Source organism: Stenotrophomonas sp. YJH_SMC_8 (assembly GCF_059371315.1).
The window spans coordinates 179,456-201,392 of sequence record NZ_JCAFUL010000010.1 but is presented as its reverse complement, the minus strand read 5'-3'; the positions used below and the strand labels follow the sequence as shown (position 1 = coordinate 201,392).

Here is a 21,937-nt window from a genome sequence, read left to right as displayed (position 1 = left end):
GATGCATCAAGACCGTGTGGCGAACACCCGGCCCGGTAAAGCCCGTGCCAGCCCCACACCGCTAGAATGTACGCATGAAAGCCCTGCACTCCCTGTTCCTCGCCGCCGCCCTGGCGCCGGCCCTGCTGTCCGCTTCCGCCCCGGCCCATGCCTGGGGCGCACAAGGCCACCGCCTTGTCGCCGAAGTCGCCGACGCCCGCCTCAATCCCACCGCCCGCGCCGAAGTGGACCGCCTGCTGGCCACCGAGCCAGACGCCACCCTGGCCAGTATCGCGCCCTGGGCCGACCAGCTGCGCGCCAAGGACCCCGGCCTGGGCCGTCGCTCGGCCGGTTGGCACTACGTCAACATCGCCGAAGACAACTGCCATTACGAAGCACCGAAGCACTGCAAGAGCGGCAACTGCATTGTCGAGGCGCTGAAAGCACAGAGCGCCATCCTCGGCGACCGCAACCTGACCGACGGCGAGCGCCTGCAGGCGCTGAAGTTCGTCGTGCACCTGGTGGGTGACATCCACCAGCCGATGCACGCCGGCTACGCCCACGACAAGGGCGGCAACGATTTCCAGCTGCAGTTCGGCAACCGCGGCACCAACCTGCACTCGCTGTGGGACAGCGGCATGCTCAACACCCGCAAGCTGGACGATGCCGGCTACCTGCCGCTGCTGCAGAGCCAGCGCGCGCCGAAGCTGGCGCGCCAGTCCAACCCGCAACGCGACCCGCAGACCTGGGCCGAGGCCAGCTGCCGCATTTCCACGCAAGCTGGCGTTTATCCGGCCACGCGTAAAATCGGTGATGAATACACCGAGCGCTACCGGCCGCTGGCCGAAGCGCAGCTGCGACTGGCCGGCGAGAACCTGGCGCAGTTGCTGAACCGCGTGCTCGGCACGCGCTGAGGAGCGTTCCAATGTCAGTCCAGGTGCAGTCGTTCTTCCACCGTGACAGCAATACCTTCAGCTACCTGGCCAGCGACCCGGCCAGCGGCGAGGCGGCGCTGATCGACCCGGTCCTGGACTACGACCCGGACACCGACGCCAGCAGCGAGTCACCGCTGCGCGAAGTGCTGCAGGCCATCGAACAGCAGGGCCTGCAGCTGCGCTGGCTGCTGGAAACCCACGCCCACGCCGACCATGTGTCGGCGGGGCGTCGGCTCAAGCAGCGCTTCCCGCAGGCCACGCTCGCCATCGGCGAAGGCATCCGTGCGGTGCAGGCGACGTTTGCACCGCGCTATGGCCTGCAGCTTCCTGCTGCGGATGAAATCTTCGACCACCTGTTCAGCGATGGCGAAAGCTTTGCCGTTGGCGAGCTGCATGGCCAGGTGATCGCCGTGCCCGGCCACACCAGCGACAGCATCGCCTACCTGATCGGCGATGCACTGTTCACCGGCGACTCGCTGTTCATGCCCGACGGCGGCACCGCCCGCTGCGACTTCCCGGGCGGCGATGCCGCGCAGCTGTACCGTTCGATCCAGCGCCTGCTGGCCCTGCCCGATGCGACCCGCGTATTCGTCTGCCACGACTACGGTCCGGGCGGTCGTGATTTCGCCAACGAAACCACCATCGGCGAACAGCGCGCGCACAACATCCACGTGCATGACGGCGTGGCCGAGGCGGAGTTCGTGAGCGTGCGCCAGGCCCGCGATGCGACGCTGGCCGAGCCGGCGCTGATGCAGCCGGCGGTGAAGGCCAACATCCAGGGCGGGGCGTAAGCCCTCGCCCCGGAGCCGGACATCACCCGCACACTGCAGGGCTGTTCTGTGCAGCAGTGGGCGCAATGCCACTGCGAATGCGCGCAATGACGACGCTGCGGCCGGTTGCCGGCGTGTTCTTCAGCAAGGTGCACACTGCAGGCCCCTGCCTGCGGTAGAGCGTCGCAGCCATCCCGCTGATTTCTTCACTGGCCATGCCATCGGCCACGATCATGAAATCGATCAGTGCCTGCAGCTGCGCCCGCGTCAGTCGACCACCATCGCGTTCCACCATCGCGTGTACGGCAGGGATCACACGGTCTTCGATGAAGGGTTCGTCTGCATTGCGCGCTGTGTCAGCACGCGCGTCGTGGACGGCGATGAACCGGGTTGCGATGACCACCATATCGGCGCCCTGGTCCCGCTCCATGGCCAGGCAAGGCGTCATATGCAGCCCCAGGTACACCAGGACGATGGTACCGAGCGCTCTGATCATTCGTAGATCACCTCGTGATAGACGGTTTCCTGCAGCAGGTCATCCTGCGCCGTGCCCACATACATCTGCCGTGACAGCACGTGCTGCGCATCGAAGCGGATACGCACGTTGTAACTCTCCGACGTGTCGCCGCCCTGCAGGTCCAGCACACCGCCGCCAGCATCCGCCTTCAGGGTTCCGCGATGCAGATCAAAGAGATCGCGGTACACCGAGTACGCCACGGGAACCGGCTGGCCGTCCACGCGCAGTTCCAGATGCGTGACCTCGCGGCAGGGCGAGGTGGTCCCGCCGCACGCAACACCGCTTGCGGCCGGTGCATCGGCCGTGCGCATGGCAAGCGTGGCTTCCACCTGCCTGGTCGGAGACGCGTCCGACAGGCTTACCTTCGACGTCTGCGTCAGTACACGCGAGGAAGGGTCCTTCAGTTCCTGCAAGGCCTGCCGCAGGCGCTGCAGCTGTTCCGCGCACTGCACCGGCGCTTCCGGTGAATCGGCACAGGCCGCCTGCAACTGCAGCGCATCCACCTGTGCAGCGGTGATTTCGCCGCGATCGACCTTCATTGCCACCGCGCCGACCAGAAGCGAAAGATCACCGCGCTCTCCCCCATCGAGGATCGCCTGCCGTGCAATCAGCAGGAAGGCCGGCGGCTGGGCGGCGAGCAGTTCGGCGATGCAGGGCGATCGCGGGCGGACCTGCAGCGCTCCCCGCAGATACGCCGCGCGTGCGGGCTCGCCCAGCGCTGCCAGGTAGCTGCCGGCCGAGCAGGCCGGCGGACCGTTTCGATACGCGTCCAGGTCATGGTTGTCCTGCCCATGCGGCGTGCAACCGGCCAGTACGCAGGAAAGCCCGGCCAGCATGATTGTCCAGATCTTCATCCCCAGCTTCCGTTGCCGTATCGCCCGCACTGTACGCCTGCGCGGGCGACGGCGCCTGCCTGGCCGCGCATGGCCGGGCACTACCGCCCCTGCGTACGCACCACATGCTGGCCCTTCACGACCTCGAAGGTGAAGGCGTACTGCAGGGTGACGGCCACCGGCTCAACCCGCTCGGCGCTGCGGCAGTCGCCGCGATCGGCCGGCACCTTGCCTGCTGCGAAGTGGCAGACCGCGGCGGACGAGTACTTCCACATCGCAATCGCCTCCTGCGCGGCCTGCAGCAAGGGCGCATTCTCCGGCGCGCCACCCGCACTGCATTCGCTGCGGTCGGTCAGCGGCATGCTGCGCTCAACGCGGCCCTGCGCGTCCACCACCACCTGCAGGCAGACCGTGGTCGGCGGCAGCGAGGTGCGTGGATCGCGCCCGCCCACTACCGGGTCCGGTGCCGTATGCAGCTGCGGCATGCGGTAGCCTTCGCTGGCGGCCAGCGCGTAAGGCTGGATCTGGCCGGCGCCTCCTCCTGCATCGGGCCGCAGGCGCTGGTGACCGACATTCTCGCTGCGGGTATCAACGGTGGTCAGGCGATCCTGGGTTGCACACCCCACCAGCAGCGCCGCCATCATCAGCAGCGGCGCCCGCTTCACTTCGCCTCCTCGGTCTCATCCATGGCGTAGGTGATCGGGACGCGTACGGCACCGGCCACCGGCTTGCCGTTCTTCACCGCCGGGCGATAGCTCCAGCTGCGCGCGGCAGCGATGGAGACGGCGTCGAACACCCCCGGATTGGTCGCACTGAGCACCTGCACATCGGTCGGATGGCCCTGTGCATCCACTTCGATGCGCAGATTGACCACGCCTACCTGCCGCTGCTCGACAGCCGACTTCGGATAGGACGGCGGCGGCATCTTGTCCACCTGGATGGGACGGTCCAACCCCGCCCTGGCCGCATCTTCCTGCGCATGTTCGAACGGCTCGACACCGATGCGGGTGCCACCGGCCGCACCGCCCTGGCTGGCCCACGCCACCGCGCCCATTCCCACGCACAACCCGACCACCAGCACCTGCCCCGACACCCACGGCAATGCCTTCCGCTTGGACTGCTTCAACATGGCGATACGCTCCTTCAACACGGGTTGGCTGCGCCAATGGCAGACCGCTGGCGCAACCGGGTGGACCAGCTGCGCCTTCAGCAGCGTGCTGGCATAGAGGCCACGCAGCGCAGGCTGCGGGCCGATGGTGCGGGCATCGCAGGCCAGTTCCTGGTCGCGCAGGAAGCGGCGCGCGGCCCACGGCAGCAGCGGGTGGAACCAGAACACCGCGCGCACCAGCAGCAACGCGCCGTTGGCCCAGTGGTCGCCATGGCGGCGATGGCTGCGCTCGTGCTGCAGGATCAGGTTCTGCTCCTGTGCGGTGAACTGCTGGTCGAATGCCGGGCCGACCACGATGCGCGGCCGCCACAGGCCGACCAGCGCCGGCAGCCCGGGATCGCCACTTGCCTGCCAGCTGCCATCGGCACGCGCACGCAGTGGGCCCATGCTGCGTTCGAAACGGCGCTGCGCACGCAGGTCGCGCAGCAGGCAGATGCCCGTGCCCAGCGCCCATGCCAGCAGCAACAGCAGAGCCCACGGCAGCGACTGCCCGGTCAGTCCATCCACGGCCCCCGGCACCACTTTCAGCGGCACTGTCGGCACGTGCTGCAACACCGCAGCCTGTGGCAATGGCAGCAGCAAGGTCATCAGCAGCAACGGCAGCAGCCACCAGCTGCGATAGGCCAGCCCGGCGCCGCCCAGGCTCACCAGCAGCGGTCGCAGCGCCGCCAGCAGCAGCACGCCCACCGCCAGCCACAGGCTGGCCCGCCACAGTCCGTCGAGCAGCTCAGTCATGGTCCAGCTCCTGGATCAGCTTCTTCAGTTCGGCAATGTCCTCCGCGCTCAGCTGCCCACGTTCGCTGAAGTGCGCCACCAGTGGCGCCACGCGGCCCTCGAAGACGCGTCCGATGAAGTCCTGGCTCTGCGCCTCCACCCAGGTCTGGCGCTGCAGCAGCGGCCGGTACAGGTAGCGCCGTCCATCGCGCTCGGCGGCAATCGCGCCCTTGGTCAGCAGGCGGTTGAGCAGGGTCTTGATGGTCGGCTCGGCCCAGTCGCGATGGGCCAGCGCGGCCACCACGTCATCGGCACTACGTGGCGCCTGCTGCCACAGCACCTCCATCACAACGGCTTCGGCTTCGCTGATCGGGGTCATGGTTTACATCCGTAATCGACGATCTGATTACGCGCGTAATCGACCTGGCTGTCAAGCCCCTCGACTCCGGGTTCATCCCGGCTGCGCCAGCATCGGTTCCTCCCACCCCTGGCATCGGATGAAAGCGCTGCCCAAGAAGGACTTCCCGGTCGAGCAGGCACGCCGCTTCCTCGAACCCGGCCCGATCGTGCTGGTCAGTACCGCGTGGCAGGGCCAGCGCAACCTGATGACGATGGGCTGGCACATGGTGATGGGCTTCTCGCCTTCCCTGGTCGCCACCTACCTGTGGAATGAAAACCACAGCCACGGCCTGGCCGTCGGCAGTGGCGAGTGCGTGATCAACGTACCCGGCGTGGAGCTGCTCGATACCGTGGTGGACATTGGCAACTGCAGCGGCCGCGAGGTCGACAAGTTCGCCCGGTTCAGGCTCGACGCGCTGCCCGCACGCGAGGTCGGCGCGCCGCTGGTCGGGCAATGCCACTCGAACTTCGAATGCCGCTTGTACGACGACAGCCAGGTGGCATCGAACAACCTGTTCATCTGGGAAATCGTGCGCGCACACGTGGCACCACGGCCGAAGCTGCCGCGCACGGTGCACTACCGCGGCGATGGGCAGTTCATGGTGGCCGGCGCCGAAGTCTCGCGTCGACGGCGGTTCAAGCCCGACATGCTGTAATGCCAGCACTCCCCCACACGCAGGACCGCCCCGCATGACCGAACACCTCACCGACCTGGACGCCGCTGTCGACTGGTTGTTTGCGCGCGTGGACGGGCCGTTGCGGATCGGGGCACCGCTGGCGCTGGGCAAGCCGCACCGGCTGCTCAATGCCCTGTATGCGCGCGTCGAGCACGACCCGTCGCGGCCGCTGCAGTTGTATACCGCGCTGTCGTTGAACCCGCCGAAAGCGCGCGGCACCGGCCTGGAGGCGCGCTTCATGGCACCGTTCGCGCAGCGTCACTTCGGCGACGATTTCCCGCGCCTGGCCTATGCCGACGCGATTGCGCGCGACGCGCTGCCGGCACATGTGCAGGTGGAGGAGTTCTACATGCAGTCCGGTGCGCTGCTCGGTTCGCGCCAGGCGCAGTCCAGCTATACCAGCCTGAACTACACCCACGCCGCCGATGCGGTCGCCCAGCGCGCGCCGCAGGTGATCGTGCAGAAGGTGGCGATGCGGCCGGATGATCGCCGGCTGTCGCTGTCGTGCAACAACGACATCACCCAGGACACGCTCGATGCCATCGCAGCCCGTGGCCTGCCGCGCCCCCTGCTGATCGCCGAGATCGACCCGCAGCTGCCCTACCTGGGCGGCTCGGCCACGGTCGATGTGTCGTTCTTCGATCTGGTGATCACCCCGCCGCCGCCGTACCCGGCGCTGTTCGGGCTGCCGCGGCAGCCGGTCGGCGATGCCGACTACGCCATCGGCCTGTATGCCAGCACGCTGGTACGCGACGGCGGCACCCTGCAGATCGGCATCGGCACGCTGGCCGATGCACTGAGCCATGCGCTGGTGCTGCGCCACACCGACAACGCGCGCTACCGCCGCGTGCTGCACGCGCTGGATCCCCAGCTGGCCAGCCACCCGCTGGTGCAGGAGATCGGTGGGCTGGATCCGTTCGAGGTAGGCCTGTATGGCTGCAGCGAAATGCTCAACGAAGGCTTCCGGCGGCTGGTGCAGACCGGGGTGATCAAGCGCAAGGTGCATGACGACCTGGCGCTGATGCAGCGCATCGAGAACGGCAGCACGTTGTCGATCGACCACGCCACCCTGGCGGCCGAGGGCGAGTACCTGCACGGCGCGTTCTACCTGGGCTCGCCGGAGTTCTACGAGTGGCTGCGCACGCTGCCGGAAGACGAGTGCCGCGCGATCGGCATGCGCCGCATCAGCGAGATCAACCAGCTGTACGGCGGCAACGAGACGCTGGAGCGCCTGCAACGCCGCCATGCGCGCTTCTTCAACTCGTGCATGATGGCCACCGCGCTGGGCGCGGCCGTCTCCGATGCGCTGGACGATGGCCGCGTGGTGTCCGGTGTGGGCGGCCAGTACAACTTCGTGGCGATGGCGCATGCCCTGCCCGAAGCGCGCAGCGTGCTGATGTTCCGCGCCGCACGCGATGACAAGGGCCGGCGCGAATCCAACGTGCGCTGGAACTACGGCCACACCACCATCCCGCGCCACCTGCGCGACATCTACCTCAACGAGTACGGCATCGCCGATCTGCGCGGGCTGACCGACGAGGACTGCGTGCAGGCGATGGCCGCGATCACCGAGGCGCCGTTCCAGGGCGGCCTGCTGCAACAGGCGCAGGCTGCACGCAAGCTGTTGAAGAGCACCCAGCCGGATCCCGAGCGCCTGCAGCGAAACACGCCGCAGGCATTGGCCGCCGCACTGGCACCGTTCCGTGCCGATGGCAGCCTGCCCGACTATCCGCTCGGCAGCGATTTCAACGAGATCGAACAGGTGCTGGTGAAGGCGCTGGGTTGGCTGAAGGCCAACACGCAGACCCGTAGCGACAAGCTGCGTACGGTCTGGGCAGCGCTGCGGCAACCGGCCGGCGACGGCGACGCGGTGTACCTGCAGCGCATGGGCCTGCAGGCGCCGAAGGATTTCGCCGAGCGCCTGGACGCGCGCCTGCTGCGGCTGGCGCTGGCGCGTACTGCGTAATCACGCGTGCGGTAGCGCCAGGCCATGCCCGGCGAAAAAGCATCAGTGCCAACCAAGGTTGGCACCTACCAGGGCACGGCGGCACGCTATCCTGTGGCGATGAACGATGATTCCCGTTTCCTGCATGATCTGCAGCAGCGCGAGGCTGCAGGCGAAGACCTGCGTTACCTCTGCTTCTGGGGCCACCAGCCGCCGCGCAGCGGAGTTTCTGCGTCCTGTTTCAGCCAGTGGTATGACGCCGGCTTCGAGATCGATGGCGTGCACTACCGCACCGCCGAGCACTACATGATGGCCGGAAAGGCGCGTCTGTTCGGCGCCACCGAGCTGCTTGAGAAGATCGTCGCCAGCACCACGCCGGACAAGGCCAAGGCTTTCGGCCGCCAGATCGAAGGCTTCGATGAAGCGCGCTGGACGCAGGCCCGCTACGACCTGGTGGTGGAAGGCAACAGGGCCAAGTTCGCGCAGAACCCGGAACTTGGGGCGTTCCTGCGTGCGACCGCAGGCTGGGTGCTGGTCGAAGCCAGCCCGGTGGATTTCATCTGGGGCATCGGCCTGGCCAAGGACCACGCCGACGCACACAACCCGGCGCAGTGGCGCGGATTGAACCTGCTTGGGTTTGCGCTGATGGACGTGCGCGACGCGATGTAACGCTCATCCACGCCTGGCGTGGATCTACTGGCACGGCGGCCGATTCGTTTCGCCCCACAGAAAAAGAGAAAGGCCGGCTTGCGCCGGCCTTTCCTTCATCACGCTGCGATGCTGCTTACAGCGCCTTGGCAGCTTCCACCACGTGCGCGGTGGTGATGCCGAAGTGCTTGTACAGCTGGTCGGCCGGGGCCGAGGCACCGAAGGTGTCGATACCGATCACGGCACCGTCCAGGCCGACGAACTGGCGCCAGAAACCGGTGACGCCGGCTTCCACGGCCACGCGCTTGCGCACGGCGTTCGGCAGCACCGATTCACGGTAGGCCGCATCCTGGCGCAGGAACACGTCGGTGGACGGCATCGAGACCACGCGGGTCTTGAGGCCGGCCGCGTCCAGCTGGGCCTTGGCTTCGGTGGCCAGCGAGACTTCCGAACCGGTGGCGATCAGGATCACGTCCGGGGTACCGGCAGCGTCGGCCAGCACGTAACCACCGCGCTCGATCTGGGCGATCTGCTCGGCGTTGCGCGGCTGGTGCGGCAGATTCTGGCGGCTGAACACCAGGCAGCTCGGGCCGTCCTGGCGGGTGATCGCGGCCTTCCAGCTCACTGCCGACTCGACCGCATCGCACGGGCGCCACACGTCGTTGTTCGGGATGTAGCGCAGCGAGGCCAGGTGCTCCACCGGCTGGTGGGTCGGGCCGTCTTCGCCCAGGCCGATCGAATCGTGGGTGTAGACGTGGATGGCGTGGGCCGGGATCAGCGCGCTCATGCGCACGCCGTTGCGGGCGTAATCGCTGAACACCAGGAAGGTGGCATCGAACGGAATGAAGCCACCGTGCAGGGCCAGGCCATTGGCGATCGCGGTCATGCCGAACTCGCGCACGCCGTAGTACACGTAGTTGGCGTTGGCGTCGTCGCTGGCGACCGACTTGCTGCCCTTCCACAGGGTCAGGTTGGAGTGCGCCAGGTCGGCCGAGCCACCGACGATTTCCGGCAGCAGCGGTGCGTAGGCTTCGATGGCCAGCTGCGAGGCCTTGCGCGAGGCAATCGTCGGGCCTTCAGCGGCGACCTGGGCGATGTAGGCATCGGCCTTGGCCACGAAGTCGGCCGGCAGTTCGCCGTGCGAGCGACGGGTCAGTTCGGCGGCTTCGCCCGGGTACTGGCTGGCGTACTTGTCGAACAGCTGTTCCCACTCGGCCTGGCGCAGGGTGCCGGCGCCATTGGCGCGCCAGCCGTCGTAGATCGCCTGCGGGATCTCGAACGGACCGTATTCCCAGCCCAGCTGCTTGCGGGTGGCTTCCAGTTCGTCCTTGCCCAGCGGGGCACCGTGGCTGGATTCCTTGCCCGCCTTGTTCGGCGAACCAAAACCAATGGTGGTGCGGCAGCAGATCAGGGTCGGCTTGTCGCTCTGCGACAGCGCGGCCTCGATGCCGGCCTTGATGCTTTCCGGGTCATGGCCGTCGACGTCGCGGACCACGTTCCAGCCATAGGCCTCGAAACGCTCCGGGGTGTTGTCGGTGAACCAGCCCTCGACGTTGCCGTCGATGGAGATGTGGTTGTTGTCCCAGAAGCAGACCAGCTTGTGCAGGCCCCAGGTACCGGCCAGCGACGCCGCTTCATGCGACACGCCTTCCATCAGGCAGCCATCGCCCATGAACACCCAGGTGCGGTGGTCGACCACTTCCAGCTCCGGGCGGTTGAAGCGCTGTGCCAGCAGCTTCTCGGCCAGGGCGAAGCCCACGGCATTGGCGAAACCCTGGCCCAGCGGGCCGGTGGTGGTTTCCACGCCCGGGGTCTCGTGGCGTTCCGGGTGACCGGCGGTGTGGCTGCCCAGCTGGCGGAACAGCTTCAGCTGTTCGATCGGCAGGTCGTAACCGCTCAGGTGCAGCAGTGCGTACTGCAGCATCGAACCGTGGCCGTTGGACAGCACGAAACGGTCGCGGTTGAACCAGTGCGGATTGCTCGGGTTATGGCGGAGGTAGTCGTTCCAGAGGACTTCGGCGATGTCGGCCATGCCCATGGGCATGCCGGGGTGGCCGGACTTTGCGGTTTCAACCGCATCGGCGGCAAGGAAGCGGATGGCGTTGGCCAACTGGCGACGGGTAGGCTGCGTCATGGTTCTGTCGGAATCGGGAGGCGGCCGCGGACGTGCGGGCGGCCTATTGTCCCATAGTCGCCGGGCCGGGTCAGGTCGGACCGGAAAACGAAAGGGGTCGGATCCCATTCCATGCGGAATGGGATCCGACCCCGATCAGGTCGCCGGCAGTGGCCTTGGACTCAGTCCTGGTGGGGCGTCAGTGCCGGGCCGTCGTGGGACTCGCCCTTGGCCACCAGGGTGGTCAGGGCCAGGTCGCCGGTCACGTTCAGCGCGGTACGGCACATGTCCAGGAAGTGGTTCACGCCCAGGATCAGGCCGATGCCCAGCGGATTGACGCCGACCATCGCACAGATCATCGCCACCACCGGCAGCGAGCCCGACGGCACGCCGGCGGTACCGATGCCGCCGAGGATGCAGACCGCCATCACCATGATCTGCTGGCCGATGCTCAGGTCCACACCGAAGAACTGGGCCAGGAAGATCACCGTCACGCCCTCGAACAGCGCGGTGCCGTTCTGGTTGGCGGTGGCGCCCACGGTCAGCACGAAGCGCGACACGCGCTGCGGCAGGCCCATCTGGTCGGCCACGCGCAGCGCGGTCGGCAGGGTGGCGTTGCTGGAGGCTGTGGAGAACGCCATCACCGTCGCTTCCTGGGTATCGCGGAAGAACGACAGCGGCGAACGGCCGGACAGCCACACAGCGGTGCCGTAGGTCACGACCATGTGCAGGCCCAGTGCCAGCACCACCACGCCCACGTAGGCACCGAGGCGGATGATCAGCTCGAAGCCGAACAGCGCGGCCAGGTTGAACATGAAGCAGGCCACGGCGTACGGCGCCAGGCGGATGACCAGGTTGATCAGGGTCATCGAGATTTCAAACACGCCTTCGATGGCGCGGCGCAGCGGGGCGACCTTCTCGTTGTCGGTCAGCACCATGCCGATGCCGAACATCAGCGCGAAGAACATCAGCGACAGGATCGCACCGTTGTCCGACGCGGCCTGCAGCACGTTGCTCGGCACGATCGACAGCAGCATGTCCATGCCCTTCGGCGTGCCATGGATGCCGGCAACGATTTCCTTGCTGCGCTCGGCGTTCTCCGAAAGCATCATGGCAGCGACCTGCGGATCGACGCCGGCGCCCGGCTTGAGCAGGTTGACCAGCACCAGGCCGATGCCCACGGCGATGCCGGACAGCAGCACGGTGTAGGCCAGGGTCTTCCAGCCGATGCGGCCGAGGGCGCGGATGTCGCCCATCTCCGACACGCCCATGATCAGCGCCGAGAAGATCAGCGGCACGATCAGCATGAAGATCAGGTTGAGGAACAGGCCCGAGGCCGGGGTGGTGACGTAGTCCATTACCCACTTGGCACCGGCCTGCAGACCATCGACGCTGCCACCCAGGGCGTGCACGATCAGTCCCAGGACCAGGCCGATCGCAAAGCCGATGCCCATCTTCCAATGCAGGGGCAACTTCTTCTTGTCGGCAGCAGCTGCTGTCATACGCGGGTTTCCTCGAAAAATGAATGCACTCTAACAAAGCCCGCAAGCGGCGCCGGTTCAGGTTCGCCGCGGTGGATACAGCGGCGCCAGGCCAGTGTCAGCGGCCCCCGCAGCCGTCGACCAGTGCGGTCCGTCACGGAAGACCTCGCGCAGACGCGCGCGCAGCGATGCCAGATCGCCCTGCCCGCCCCAGCGTGCCTGCTGCAGGTCCTGCAGCACCTGGCGCTGGGCCGGGTCATCCAACCGTGCGATGACCTGCTCGATGCGTTCGACGCCGGCCATCGCGCACAGCTGTGCCTCGACCTGCTCGAACCCTTCGCCATCCAGTGTGCGGCGCAGTTCGGCCAAGCCGGCACGTCCGCTCGCCACAGTCGGCACAGAGGGCGTGCCGGCTACCGGCGCCGCTGCACGCGGGCGGCGGCCACGCTGCCAGCCCCACAACAGGGTCAACAGCCACAGCAGCGCCAGGCCGATGGCCGCCGCCATCCACGGCCACGGACGCTCGGCCAGGCCACCGGCGCGCGGATCGGTCGCGGCGATGCGGCTGTCCTGGCCATTGCTGCCGGGCAGCGCGGCATCGGTGTCGATTGGCGGCAGCGGTGCCGGCGAGGTGTTACCAGCCCCATTGCCCGCCGCAACCGTCAGCGTCAGATCCGGCAGCTTCGCTTCCTGCGCCTTGCCTGCGCGCACATCCCACCATGGCAGGCGCGGCCCCGGCACCACCAGCGGGCCGGGCTGGCGCGGCACGATCGAATAGCGGCGGGTGATCTTCAGCCGCGGCGTGCTGCCATTGAACGATTCTTCGTACTGCGCAGGTTCGGCGAATACCTGCGCATGGGTGCCCAGATCCGGCACCGGCAGGTCGGTGAACTGTGCGCGGGTTGCCCCTTCGGCCGTCGCCTCGACCACTACATTTGCGGCCTCGCCCGTACGGGCGCTGGTCGGCGCACTGGTGTAGCGCAGCTGAAGGCTCTGCAGCGGCAACCATGGCTGCGGCGCCTGTGCCGGTTGCGCCTGCACCTGCAGGGTGCGGTCGGCGCCGGTGGCATTCATGCGGCCGTCCCCACCACCGAAGAAATCATCGAAGAAACCACCGGCGCTGCGGCCGTTGAAGCGCGCACCTGCAAGGCGCAGGGGGCCGCTGCGCTCCGGGATCAGCAGGAAGCGGCGCTCGACCATGTTGTAACGGCGGCCGTTGACCTGGCGCACATCGGTACGGTCATCGCCCACACGCTGCAGTGACGCACCGGCCGGTGTATCCAGCACCAGCTCGCCCGACGCCAGCTGAGATGCGAAGTACAGGCGCACCACCACGCCCACGCTCTGCTGCACATAGGGCGTCTCATCATCGACAACCGTCTCGATGAAGGCCATTGCATTGCTGTCGGGGCCGGCCACGGCAGCCGCGTCCACATGCAGGGTCAGCGGCGCGGTACGTGCACTGCCCACCTGCAGGCCCGGAATCACAAGCGCGCCGCTGCGCCGTGGCGTCAGTGCCACGCCGTACAGATTGCGCTGCTGCATGCTGCCGTTGCTCCACTCCACCTGGCGGCTGCTGGTCTGCCCGCTCAGGTCGAAGTCGTTGCGCAGCAGGGTGAAGTCCGGCGCGCCCTGGTCGCTCTCGACGTTGAGGGTGACCGTATCGCCCATCGCAATGCGGTCACGGTCAAGCCAGGCCCGCGGTTGCGCCCAGGCCAGCAGCGGCAGCCACAACAGCAGCGCCGCCAATACCTGCCGTAGCCAGCGCCCATGCATGTTGATCGCCCGCGTCATCGCCCTTCCCTCTTCCTGCGTTCGTTTTCCAGCTGGAACTTGGCCCGCAGCAGTGCGCCCGGATCGTCCGGAACACGCCGCATCCACGCTTCCACTGCCTGCTGCTCCTCGCGCTGGCGCGGGGTGCGGCCGTCACTGCCCTGCACCGGCTTGCCGTCCTTGTCCGCCCCGCCCTCGCGCGCCTGCTGCATCGCCCGCTGCATGCGCTGGCGCTGCTGCTCGTCGGCCTGTGCCTGGGCCTTGGCATCCTCAACCTGCGGCGGCGCCTGCTGGCCATCGCGGCTGCGCTCGCCGGACTGCGACTTCGATTGCGTGCTGTCGTCACCCGGCCTGGGCTGGCCCTGCTGCGACTGTGGCTGCCCTTGTCCCGGATCCTTCTGGCCCTGCTGCGGCTGCTGGCCTTGCGGGCTCTGCTGGCCCTGCGATGGGTTCTGCTGCTTCTGCTGCCCGTTCTGCTGCGGCTTCTGCTGGTCCTGGCCCTGCCCCCCCGACTGCTTGCGCTTGCGCGCGGCATCGACCACCGCGCGATTGGCCACCGCATCGGGCATGCCGGGATGCAACGCCAGTGCGCGGTCGTAGGCGGCGATGGCTTCATCGTAGCTGCCCTGGCGCGCCAGCGTGTTGGCCAGGTTGTACCAACCGGCATCGTTGTCGATGCCTTCGAACTGCTTGCGCGCGCTGGCGAAGTCGCCATTGCGATAGGCCTGCACTCCTTCCGCCAGTCGCTGGTGCTGCACCTGGTCAGCCCGCTTCCACAGGGTGCCCTGCGGCGGCTGCGAAGCGGGCGCGGCAGGCGCCTGCGCCTGCACATCACTCATCCACGGCAACAGGCCCACCGCCAGCACCGCCGCCAGCACCGCGCGGCGGCGGAAGGCCAGCAGCGCCAGCAGCATCACCGGTGGCAACAGCCAGAAGCCCTCGTCACGCCATTGCTTGCCTTCGCCCGGCCGTTGCGCGGCGCTGCCTTCGCGTGCATCGAGCACGCCCAGCGCACGCAGGTCACTGTCATCGGCGGCAATGCGCGCATAGCGACCGCCACCTGCCGTGGCAACGGCACGCAGGCTGCCCTCATCCAGTGCGGCCTGGCGGATCTGCCCACTGCCATCGCGGTACGCCGCACCCGCCGGTGTACCGAGCCCCAGCACCGACACCTGCAGGCCGAGACCACGTGCCTGCGCGGCTGCCAATGCAGCTTCGCCATCGGCTTGGTCGGTGACCAGCAGGATCTGTCCCTGCGCTGCAGCGATCTGCCGCATCAGTCGCGTGGCCCAGTCGATGCCACGGTCGGCACGCTGGCCATCACGCGGCATCACATCCGGCGACAAGGCATCCAGATACAGCGCGACGTTGCTGCCGTCATCGGTCAACGGCGCCACGGTGTAGGCATCTTCGGCGTACACCACCAGACCGACCTGTCCGCCCTTGCGTGCGCGCAGGAGCTCGCCGACCTTGGCCCGTGCCTGCAGCAGGCGCGACGGTGGCAGGTCGGTGGCAGTGATGCGGCTGGACAGATCCAGCACGACCAGCAGCGGTGCGCTGGGCTGGAACATCGGTTGTGCCTGCTGCCGCCAGCTCGGTCCCGCCATCGCCAGTGATGCCAGCGTCCAGCCCAGCAGCACCGCCAATGGCAGCCGCATGCGACGGCGCGTACCAGCCGCCAGCAGATGCGGCAACAGGTGTGCATCCACCGCCTGCCGCCACGCATCGCTGCGCCGCTGCCGGTACAGCGCCACGGCGAGAATCACCGGCAGCGCCAGCAATGACCACAGCCATTCCGGGCGCAGGAAGTGCAGCGCGTTCCAGTCCGGAAGATGGGAAGCGAACGCGATCATCGGCGACGCTCCGGCCACGCCCAGGCCAATGCGCCCAGCAGCAACGCCAGGCCCAGCGGCCATGCGTAGCGTTCCTCACGCGGGCGCAGGCTCGGTCCCTTCGCCGCGATCGGCTCCAGCCGGTCCAGTTCGGCGTAGATGCCGGCCAGCTGCGCGGTATCGCGTGCGCGGAAGAACTGGCCGCCGGTCAGGCTGGCAATCTTCTTCAACGTCGCCTCGTCGACCGGATCCTGGTCAGCGGAAATCGGAATGCCGAGGAAGCGCATGCTGCCATCGCCACCAAACGCAACGGTGTGGATGCGTACACCTTCGGCCTGCGCGACTTCGGCCGCACGCAGCGGTTCGAGCACGCCGGCATTGCTGACGCCGTCGGTCAGCAGGATCAGTACACGCTGCCCTTCGGGCTGGCTGCGCAGGCGCTTCACCGCCAGGCCGATGGCATCACCGATGGCCGTCTCGCGGCCAGCCAGGCCGACCACGCTGTCGCGCAGCTGGTCGCGCACGCTGGCCAGGTCGGCAGTGAGCGGGGTGAGCGTATAAGCGCGGTCGCCGAAGATCAGCAGGCCGATGCGATCACCGGCGCGACGATCCAGGAAGTCGGCCAGCACGGCCTTGGCCGCGGTGAGGCGATCCACCGCCTGCCCCCCCAGTACCATGTCGCCCTCGCCCATGCTGCCGGATACGTCCATCGCCAGCATCATCTGCCGCCCCTGCTGCGGTGGCGTGATGGCCTCACCTAGCTGCTGCGGGCGCGCGAGCGCGATGCACAGCGCGCACCAGCCCAGCCACAGCAGCAGCGTGCGCAGCCACGACACATCGACGCGGCCACCACCGGACAGCGCTTCCAGTTCACTCGCCGCGTACGGTACGCGCAGTGCCGCGCCCGGGTCGGCGCGGCGCTTCCACCACTGCATCAGCAGTGGCAGCGGCAACGCCAGCAGGGCCAGCGGCCACGCCAGCTGCAGGTCCGGCCACGGCCAGTAACTCGCCAGCAGGTTCATCGGCGGCGCTCCAGCAGCATCGCCAGGTAGCGCTCGCGGGCCCAACTGCGCACGGCCGCAACTTCGCTGGCGTCCACGCGGGGGCGATAGGCACCTTCGGCCAACAGGCTGCGGCGCGCGTCGGGCAACGTGCCCTTCGGATCCACGCGCTGCCACCAGGCATCGTCGCGCAGGGATTCACTGCCCGGCTGTGCCTGCCGCGCGGCGCGGCGCAGCAGGCCGGCGATCACCGCCAGTTCCGCGGTGGCATCGGTGGTGGCGGCCAGCTCCTGGTCGAACGCCTGCAACCAGCGTTGGCGACGGCGGCGGCGTTTCCACCACAGCAGGGCCAGAGCCAGGATCACCAGCAACACCGCGCCGCCGATCATCAGATAGCCGGGGGCCGGCGGCCACCACGACGGTGCCGGCGGCAGCTGTACATCGCGCAGCGGAAGGTTGGCGCTCATGCCGGTACCTCGGTCACCGACGGCGCCAACCAGGCATCGCTGGGCGCATCGGTGGACAACACCTGCACGTCAACGCGGCGTGCGCCGAGCTGGCGGCGCAGCGCCTGCAGCGGTTCGACGAAGTGCGCCTGCCAGTGCGACTGCACTTCGCTGCGCCGCAGATCAAGGCCAATGCGCTGCTGCGCGGTCTGGAACTGCAGGGCCGCCGAGGGTGGTTGCAGCTCGAGGGGATCGACCAGCAGCACCAGGCTGAGGTCATGGTGCTGGGCCAGCGCGCTCCAGCGCACGACGGGAATCTTCGCGGCCTGCTGCGGATCGGCCAGCACCAGCATGCGCGCCCCGGGACGCAGCACGCGGGCGGCATGGTCCAGCGCGCGCTCCAGGCCGAGATCGTCGGCGGGCGGCTGCGCGTACCAGCGGGTGAGTGCGTCGAGCACGCGCAGTACGCCACGCGGCCCACCCGCAGGTGCAATCGGCGCTTCGCGGTCGCTGCCGCGCAGGGCACCCACGCGATCACCGCGACGCTGTGCCGACCACGCGGCGACGGCGCCCGCGCGGGCCGCCTGCACCGACTTGAATCGCACGCGGGTGCCAAAATACAACGCCGGTGAAGTATCGGCCACGATCAGGCTGACCCGCTCGCGTTCGGCCTGGAAAAGCTTGGTATGGGCACGCCCGGTCCGCGCGGTCACGCGCCAGTCGATATGCCGGGCATCATCACCGGCCACGTACTCGCGTGACTCGGCGTACTCCATGCCACGCCCACGCAGCGGCGACGGCGCCTGCCCGGCATTGCCGGCGCGACCACGGCGCGGCGGCGGCGGCCGCTGTGCCAGCCGGCGCAGGGCCACCAGTTCGGACAGGTGCGGGCGCAATCCGTCGCCATCACTGACGGTGGATGCGGCTTCCAGGGATGGATCGGTCATGCGCAGGCTCAGGGTGCCGGCACCCGGGCCAGCAGCTCCTGCACCAGGCGCTCACCATCCCAGCCTTCGGCGGTGGCTTCGTAGCTGGGCAGCACGCGATGGCGCAGCACGTCGGCGGCGACCGCACGCACATCGTCGGGGGTGACGAAGTCGCGACCGGCCAACCAGGCACGTGCACGTGCGCAGCGTTCCAACGCGATCGAGCCACGCGGGCTTGCGCCCCAGGCGATGCGGCGCCCGAGGCCGGCGTCATAGCGCGACGGATCACGCGAGGCCAGCACAAGTTCGACCAGATAGCGTTCCAATGCCGGTGCCATATGCAGGTCCAGCACTTCGCGGCGGGCGTCGAACACATCCTGCATCGGCAGCTTCTCCGGTGCGGGTGCCGCTTCGCCCAGTGCGCCACGGGCACGCTCGCGGGCGAGCCGCAGGATCTCCGATTCGGCCGCCTGGTCCGGGTAGCCGATGCGTACGTGCATCAGGAAACGGTCCAGCTGTGCTTCCGGCAGCGGGAAGGTACCTTCCTGCTCGATCGGGTTCTGCGTGGCCATCACCAGGAACAGCGGCGGCAATGCATAGGTGTGGCGGCCAACGGTGACCTGGCGCTCGCCCATCGCTTCCAGCAAGGCCGACTGCACCTTGGCCGGCGCACGGTTGATTTCATCGGCCAGCAGGATCGGATGGAAGATCGGGCCGGGTACGAATTCGAAGCGCCCTTCCTGCGGGCGCCAGATCTCGGTGCCGGTCAGGTCGGCCGGCAGCAGGTCGGGGGTGAACTGCACGCGGGCGAAATCCGCCTCCAGGCGCGAGGCCAGCGCGCGGATGGCCGTGGTCTTGGCCAGGCCCGGCGCGCCCTCCACCAGCAGGTGGCCATCGGCCAGCAATGCGATCAACAGGCGTTCGACCAGGGCCGCCTGGCCGACGATTTCGGCCGACAGCGCGTCGCGCAGCTGGTTGAAGGCGCCATGCAGGCGGGAGGTGGCCGGCGCGGGCGGCGGCGAGACGGTTTCGGGCATCGGCGGTGGCAGGTTCATGGGGGCCTTTGACCGGCGCGGGACGGCACGGGTTCCCGACATCATCGCAGGGTGCCTTGCGATTGGCATCAAGAACGGCTGAACGGGCATCTCATCCACGCATGGCGTGGATCTACAGGGGCCATCCACGCATGGCGTGGATCTACCGGGTCGTCTGCGGATTACGTCCGGCATGAACGAAGAAGGGCCGCACATGGCGGCCCTTCTTCGTGTCGCGGGTGCGCTGGCTCAGTTCTGCTTGGCCACGCGCAGCACCTTCGGGGTGACGAACACCAGCAGCTCGGCCTTGTCCTTGCTGCGGCCACGCTTCTTGAACAGGTTGCCCAGGAACGGCACATCGCCCAGGAACGGAACCTTGCTGATGCTGTTGCGGTCGGTGAACTCGTACACACCACCGATGACCACGGTCTGCCCGTCCTCGACCAGCACCGCGGTGTTCACTTCGCGGCGGTTGATCGACGGCACGGTGCCATAGCCTTCCAGCTGGATCAGCCGATCCACTTCGTCCTTCTTCACCTGCATGTTGAGGAACACGCGGTTGTCGTTGGTGATGGTCGGGGTGACCTTCAGTTCCAGCACCACTTCCTTGAACTGCACGTTCGGCGTAGCGACACCGCCGGCACCGGCACTGATGGTCACATAGCCGATTTCCTTACCCTGCTTGATCAGGGCCTCGCGCTGGTTGGTGGTGACCACGCGCGGGTTGGAGATCACTTCACCACGCGATTCCTCCTGCATGGCCGACAGCTCCACGTCCAGCAGGTAGCCGGCATTGAGGATCGACAGCGCCAGCGAACCCGCCGGGTTGGTGGACGCCGCCGGCATGGCCCAGTTCAGGCCACGGGTGATCGTCGAACCAACCGGAATCGGCGCCGGGCCGGTGCTGCCGCCCGCCACCCAGTCACGGTACGCCTTGGCGTTGGTCGCATTGGCTTCGACCTGCGAGTCGTGGTTCTTGCCGTTGGCTTCCAGATTGCCGCTGAAGTAGGCATTGTCGCGGCTGCCGCTGATGCCGAACCGCGCACCCAGCTCACGTGCGAACGTATCGGTAGCGATGACGATGCGGCTCTCGATCAGCACCTGGTCGACCGGGCGGTCGATCACGCTGATCAGTTCACGCATGCGCGCGATCTTCTTCGGAATGTCGCTGATCATCAGCGTGTTGGTGCGCTCGTCGGCGACGATGCGGCCACGGCCGGACAGGAAGCCGCTTTCCTCCTGCGACGACCCACCGCCACCGCCACCTGAGCCACCACCGCCACCACCGCCGATGCCCTTGGCTTCGGTCAGGGCTTTGAAGATCTGGGTGGCGCTGTGGTAGTTGATCTGGACGTAATCGGTCACCAGGTCTTCGCGGTTCTCGATGGCGATGCGCGCGTCTTCCTTCTCCTGCTCGAACTTTGCCAGTTCGGCCTGCGGGCCGACCCAGATCACGCTGCCGTCGCGTCGCTTGTCCAGGCCCTTGGCACGCAGCACGATGTCCAGTGCCTGGTCCCACGGCACATTGACCAGACGCAATGTCACATTGCCCTGCACCGAGTCGGAGGCCACCACGTTGAGGTTGGACTCTTCGGCGATCAACTGCAGCACGGTGCGCACCGGCACGTCCTGGAAGTTGAAGGTCACCGGCTTGCCGGTGAAGCCACGCTGGCCGACTGCCTTTGCGGCCTGGGTGACGCTGCCGGCGGTCACTGCACCGACGGCGGCCGGAGCCTGCCGCGCGCTGATCTCGACCACGTATTCGTTGCCGCTCTGGTAGGCCAGCGACTCCACTGCACCGCCGGTGCTCAGCACCAGCTGGGTGCCGGCACCGGACGGCTTGGCGTCGATGCGCTGCACCGGGGTGGCGAAGTCGACGACGTTCAACGGCTTCTGCAGGTTGGCCGGCAGACGGGCATTGCCGACGTCGACCACCACGCTGTTGCCCTGCGTGCGCAGGTCCGGGATCGCGCCCTGGCCGTCAAACTGCACGATCAGGCGGCCCGCGCCATCATCGCCGCGCTTGAAATCGATCTTGGCCACCGACAGGCCGGCGGGTGCCGCGGCCGGTGCGACGGTGGTGCCCACCGGCTTCTCCGCCGGTGCGGCGGCCAGCGCCGGAGCGCAGGCCAGCATCAGCGCGACTCCCAACGCGCTGACACGGTTCAAGGTAGAGCGCCGGATGGGACGCAGCCCCTTGGCTTGGTGAAAGGTCATCGTGCTATCCCCAGTAAACGATCATTGATCTTCAAGCGAGAGCGTTGCCGGCCGTTCCAGCCAGCCACCCGCGCCATCCGGCACCAGTTCGATCAGCTCCACGCGGTCTTCGAAGACCGCAGTGACCCGCCCGTCGCTCTGCCCCAGGTAACCGCCCGGGCGCACCCGGTAGGTCACCTTGTCCGGCCCCATCACCAGCGCGACGGTGCCGCCGCCGGTGCCGATGGTACCGACCATGTCCAGTGCGTCCAGCGGGAAGCCCTCCAGGGGCTCCTTGCGCCGGTTCGGATCCGGCCGCAATCCGCCATTCCCCTGCGGATTGGTCCAGGCATCGGTGAACGGATCACGCAGGCCCTGCGCGGAGTACTCGAAGGTCTCGAACTGCTGCATCACAGGCAACGGTTCCAGCGGCTGCGCCGGCCGGGCACGTTCGCCTTCCACCCACTTCTCGAGATTCGGCGCGTCGCCCGGCGTGCTGGTCACGCCACGGCCGCAGGCGGCCAGCAGCAACACGGCAGCGACCATCCCG

General features: G+C 67.9%; 20 protein-coding genes. 5 read left to right on the top strand and 15 right to left on the bottom strand.

From position 1 onward, the window contains the following. The first annotated feature begins 74 nt into the window (after positions 1 to 74). Entirely contained in the window at positions 75 to 893 is an 819-nt protein-coding gene (locus AC5P88_RS14485; RefSeq protein WP_495225366.1) for a S1/P1 nuclease, read from the top strand. 11 nt (positions 894 to 904) lie between these two features. Further along, positions 905 to 1,705, top strand: coding sequence for an MBL fold metallo-hydrolase (locus AC5P88_RS14480; RefSeq protein WP_459048054.1), 801 nt, complete (start codon positions 905 to 907; stop codon positions 1,703 to 1,705). A gap of 22 nt (positions 1,706 to 1,727) precedes the next feature. Here the strand turns inward: AC5P88_RS14480 and AC5P88_RS14475 are convergent, their stop codons facing one another. The 5 genes from AC5P88_RS14475 to AC5P88_RS14455 all read right to left on the bottom strand — a co-directional run bounded on the left by AC5P88_RS14475 (position 1,728) and on the right by AC5P88_RS14455 (position 5,295). Continuing rightward, positions 1,728 to 2,180 (bottom strand): hypothetical protein, encoded by a 453-nt coding sequence (locus tag AC5P88_RS14475; protein ID WP_495225365.1) that lies wholly within the window; start codon positions 2,178 to 2,180, stop codon positions 1,728 to 1,730. Then, positions 2,177 to 3,055 carry a hypothetical protein gene (locus AC5P88_RS14470; protein WP_495225364.1) on the bottom strand — a complete coding sequence of 293 codons (879 nt, stop codon included), beginning with the start codon at positions 3,053 to 3,055 and terminating at the stop codon, positions 2,177 to 2,179. Before AC5P88_RS14470 ends, AC5P88_RS14475 begins: the two co-directional genes overlap by 4 nt. An 80-nt stretch (positions 3,056 to 3,135) precedes the next feature. Continuing rightward, on the bottom strand, positions 3,136 to 3,699 hold the full coding sequence (locus AC5P88_RS14465; protein ID WP_495225363.1) for a hypothetical protein: 564 nt from the start codon (positions 3,697 to 3,699) through the stop codon (positions 3,136 to 3,138). After that, entirely contained in the window at positions 3,696 to 4,937 is a 1,242-nt protein-coding gene (locus tag AC5P88_RS14460; RefSeq protein WP_495225362.1) for a M56 family metallopeptidase, read from the bottom strand. The genes AC5P88_RS14465 and AC5P88_RS14460 overlap by 4 nt, the downstream gene beginning before the upstream one ends. Continuing rightward, a complete protein-coding gene (locus tag AC5P88_RS14455) occupies positions 4,930 to 5,295 on the bottom strand; it encodes a BlaI/MecI/CopY family transcriptional regulator (RefSeq protein WP_495225361.1) in 366 nt (121 codons plus the stop codon). The genes AC5P88_RS14460 and AC5P88_RS14455 overlap by 8 nt, the downstream gene beginning before the upstream one ends. Before the next feature lie 118 nt (positions 5,296 to 5,413). On the opposite strand from AC5P88_RS14455, the gene AC5P88_RS14450 reads away from it, so the two are divergent. The 3 genes from AC5P88_RS14450 (at position 5,414) to ybiA (ending at position 8,606) form a co-directional block, all read left to right on the top strand. Beyond that, positions 5,414 to 5,971, top strand: coding sequence for a flavin reductase family protein (locus AC5P88_RS14450; protein ID WP_495225360.1), 558 nt, complete (start codon positions 5,414 to 5,416; stop codon positions 5,969 to 5,971). A 34-nt stretch (positions 5,972 to 6,005) separates the two neighbouring features. Beyond that, positions 6,006 to 7,958: an acetyl-CoA hydrolase/transferase C-terminal domain-containing protein gene (locus tag AC5P88_RS14445; protein ID WP_495225359.1), complete on the top strand. Its 1,953-nt coding sequence runs from the start codon at positions 6,006 to 6,008 to the stop codon at positions 7,956 to 7,958. A gap of 99 nt (positions 7,959 to 8,057) precedes the next feature. Beyond that, positions 8,058 to 8,606, top strand: a complete 549-nt coding sequence (gene ybiA, locus AC5P88_RS14440; protein WP_495225358.1) for a riboflavin biosynthesis intermediates N-glycosidase — start codon at positions 8,058 to 8,060, stop codon at positions 8,604 to 8,606. 115 nt (positions 8,607 to 8,721) lie between these two features. Here the strand turns inward: ybiA and tkt are convergent, their stop codons facing one another. The 10 genes from tkt to AC5P88_RS14390 form a co-directional block, all read right to left on the bottom strand. Next, positions 8,722 to 10,719: a transketolase gene (gene tkt, locus AC5P88_RS14435; protein ID WP_010484072.1), complete on the bottom strand. Its 1,998-nt coding sequence runs from the start codon at positions 10,717 to 10,719 to the stop codon at positions 8,722 to 8,724. Between the two features lie 161 nt (positions 10,720 to 10,880). After that, positions 10,881 to 12,200, bottom strand: a complete 1,320-nt coding sequence (locus AC5P88_RS14430; protein WP_099555164.1) for a dicarboxylate/amino acid:cation symporter — start codon at positions 12,198 to 12,200, stop codon at positions 10,881 to 10,883. A 57-nt stretch (positions 12,201 to 12,257) separates the two neighbouring features. Then, a complete protein-coding gene (locus AC5P88_RS14425) occupies positions 12,258 to 13,973 on the bottom strand; it encodes a BatD family protein (RefSeq protein ID WP_459048061.1) in 1,716 nt (571 codons plus the stop codon). Continuing rightward, a complete protein-coding gene (locus tag AC5P88_RS14420) occupies positions 13,970 to 15,805 on the bottom strand; it encodes a VWA domain-containing protein (protein WP_495225377.1) in 1,836 nt (611 codons plus the stop codon). The genes AC5P88_RS14425 and AC5P88_RS14420 overlap by 4 nt, the downstream gene beginning before the upstream one ends. Then, positions 15,802 to 16,806: a vWA domain-containing protein gene (locus AC5P88_RS14415; protein WP_106550227.1), complete on the bottom strand. Its 1,005-nt coding sequence runs from the start codon at positions 16,804 to 16,806 to the stop codon at positions 15,802 to 15,804. The genes AC5P88_RS14420 and AC5P88_RS14415 overlap by 4 nt, the downstream gene beginning before the upstream one ends. After that, the gene (locus tag AC5P88_RS14410; RefSeq protein WP_495225357.1) at positions 16,803 to 17,252 is read right to left on the bottom strand and encodes a DUF4381 family protein; all 450 of its coding nucleotides are present in this window, start codon (positions 17,250 to 17,252) and stop codon (positions 16,803 to 16,805) included. Before AC5P88_RS14410 ends, AC5P88_RS14415 begins: the two co-directional genes overlap by 4 nt. Continuing rightward, on the bottom strand, positions 17,249 to 18,178 hold the full coding sequence (locus AC5P88_RS14405) for a DUF58 domain-containing protein (protein ID WP_495225356.1): 930 nt from the start codon (positions 18,176 to 18,178) through the stop codon (positions 17,249 to 17,251). The genes AC5P88_RS14410 and AC5P88_RS14405 overlap by 4 nt, the downstream gene beginning before the upstream one ends. An 8-nt stretch (positions 18,179 to 18,186) precedes the next feature. Further along, complete coding sequence (locus tag AC5P88_RS14400; RefSeq protein WP_049432649.1) at positions 18,187 to 19,212, bottom strand: AAA family ATPase; 1,026 nt, start codon at positions 19,210 to 19,212, stop codon at positions 18,187 to 18,189. 228 nt (positions 19,213 to 19,440) lie between these two features. Further along, positions 19,441 to 21,408 carry a type IV pilus secretin PilQ gene (locus tag AC5P88_RS14395; RefSeq protein ID WP_106550230.1) on the bottom strand — a complete coding sequence of 656 codons (1,968 nt, stop codon included), beginning with the start codon at positions 21,406 to 21,408 and terminating at the stop codon, positions 19,441 to 19,443. Positions 21,409 to 21,429: 21 nt separating this feature from the next. Continuing rightward, positions 21,430 to 21,933 carry a pilus assembly protein PilP gene (locus tag AC5P88_RS14390; protein WP_043035665.1) on the bottom strand — a complete coding sequence of 168 codons (504 nt, stop codon included), beginning with the start codon at positions 21,931 to 21,933 and terminating at the stop codon, positions 21,430 to 21,432. Between the last annotated feature and the right edge of the window lie 4 nt (positions 21,934 to 21,937).

Bases quoted from the DNA above. Each gene is read 5' to 3' on its own strand.
- AC5P88_RS14485 (WP_495225366.1), top strand. From the start codon at position 75: ATGAAAGCCCTGCACTCCCTGTTCCTCGCCGCCGCCCTGGCGCCGGCC.
- AC5P88_RS14480 (WP_459048054.1), top strand. From the start codon at position 905: ATGTCAGTCCAGGTGCAGTCGTTCTTCCACCGTGACAGCAATACCTTC.
- AC5P88_RS14475 (WP_495225365.1), bottom strand. From the start codon at position 2,180: ATGATCAGAGCGCTCGGTACCATCGTCCTGGTGTACCTGGGGCTGCAT.
- AC5P88_RS14470 (WP_495225364.1), bottom strand. From the start codon at position 3,055: ATGAAGATCTGGACAATCATGCTGGCCGGGCTTTCCTGCGTACTGGCC.
- AC5P88_RS14460 (WP_495225362.1), bottom strand. From the start codon at position 4,937: ATGACTGAGCTGCTCGACGGACTGTGGCGGGCCAGCCTGTGGCTGGCG.
- AC5P88_RS14455 (WP_495225361.1), bottom strand. From the start codon at position 5,295: ATGACCCCGATCAGCGAAGCCGAAGCCGTTGTGATGGAGGTGCTGTGG.
- AC5P88_RS14450 (WP_495225360.1), top strand. From the start codon at position 5,414: ATGAAAGCGCTGCCCAAGAAGGACTTCCCGGTCGAGCAGGCACGCCGC.
- AC5P88_RS14445 (WP_495225359.1), top strand. From the start codon at position 6,006: ATGACCGAACACCTCACCGACCTGGACGCCGCTGTCGACTGGTTGTTT.
- ybiA (WP_495225358.1), top strand. From the start codon at position 8,058: ATGAACGATGATTCCCGTTTCCTGCATGATCTGCAGCAGCGCGAGGCT.
- tkt (WP_010484072.1), bottom strand. From the start codon at position 10,719: ATGACGCAGCCTACCCGTCGCCAGTTGGCCAACGCCATCCGCTTCCTT.
- AC5P88_RS14430 (WP_099555164.1), bottom strand. From the start codon at position 12,200: ATGACAGCAGCTGCTGCCGACAAGAAGAAGTTGCCCCTGCATTGGAAG.
- AC5P88_RS14425 (WP_459048061.1), bottom strand. From the start codon at position 13,973: ATGACGCGGGCGATCAACATGCATGGGCGCTGGCTACGGCAGGTATTG.
- AC5P88_RS14420 (WP_495225377.1), bottom strand. From the start codon at position 15,805: ATGATCGCGTTCGCTTCCCATCTTCCGGACTGGAACGCGCTGCACTTC.
- AC5P88_RS14415 (WP_106550227.1), bottom strand. From the start codon at position 16,806: ATGAACCTGCTGGCGAGTTACTGGCCGTGGCCGGACCTGCAGCTGGCG.
- AC5P88_RS14410 (WP_495225357.1), bottom strand. From the start codon at position 17,252: ATGAGCGCCAACCTTCCGCTGCGCGATGTACAGCTGCCGCCGGCACCG.
- AC5P88_RS14405 (WP_495225356.1), bottom strand. From the start codon at position 18,178: ATGACCGATCCATCCCTGGAAGCCGCATCCACCGTCAGTGATGGCGAC.
- AC5P88_RS14400 (WP_049432649.1), bottom strand. From the start codon at position 19,212: ATGAACCTGCCACCGCCGATGCCCGAAACCGTCTCGCCGCCGCCCGCG.
- AC5P88_RS14395 (WP_106550230.1), bottom strand. From the start codon at position 21,408: ATGACCTTTCACCAAGCCAAGGGGCTGCGTCCCATCCGGCGCTCTACC.
- AC5P88_RS14390 (WP_043035665.1), bottom strand. From the start codon at position 21,933: ATGGTCGCTGCCGTGTTGCTGCTGGCCGCCTGCGGCCGTGGCGTGACC.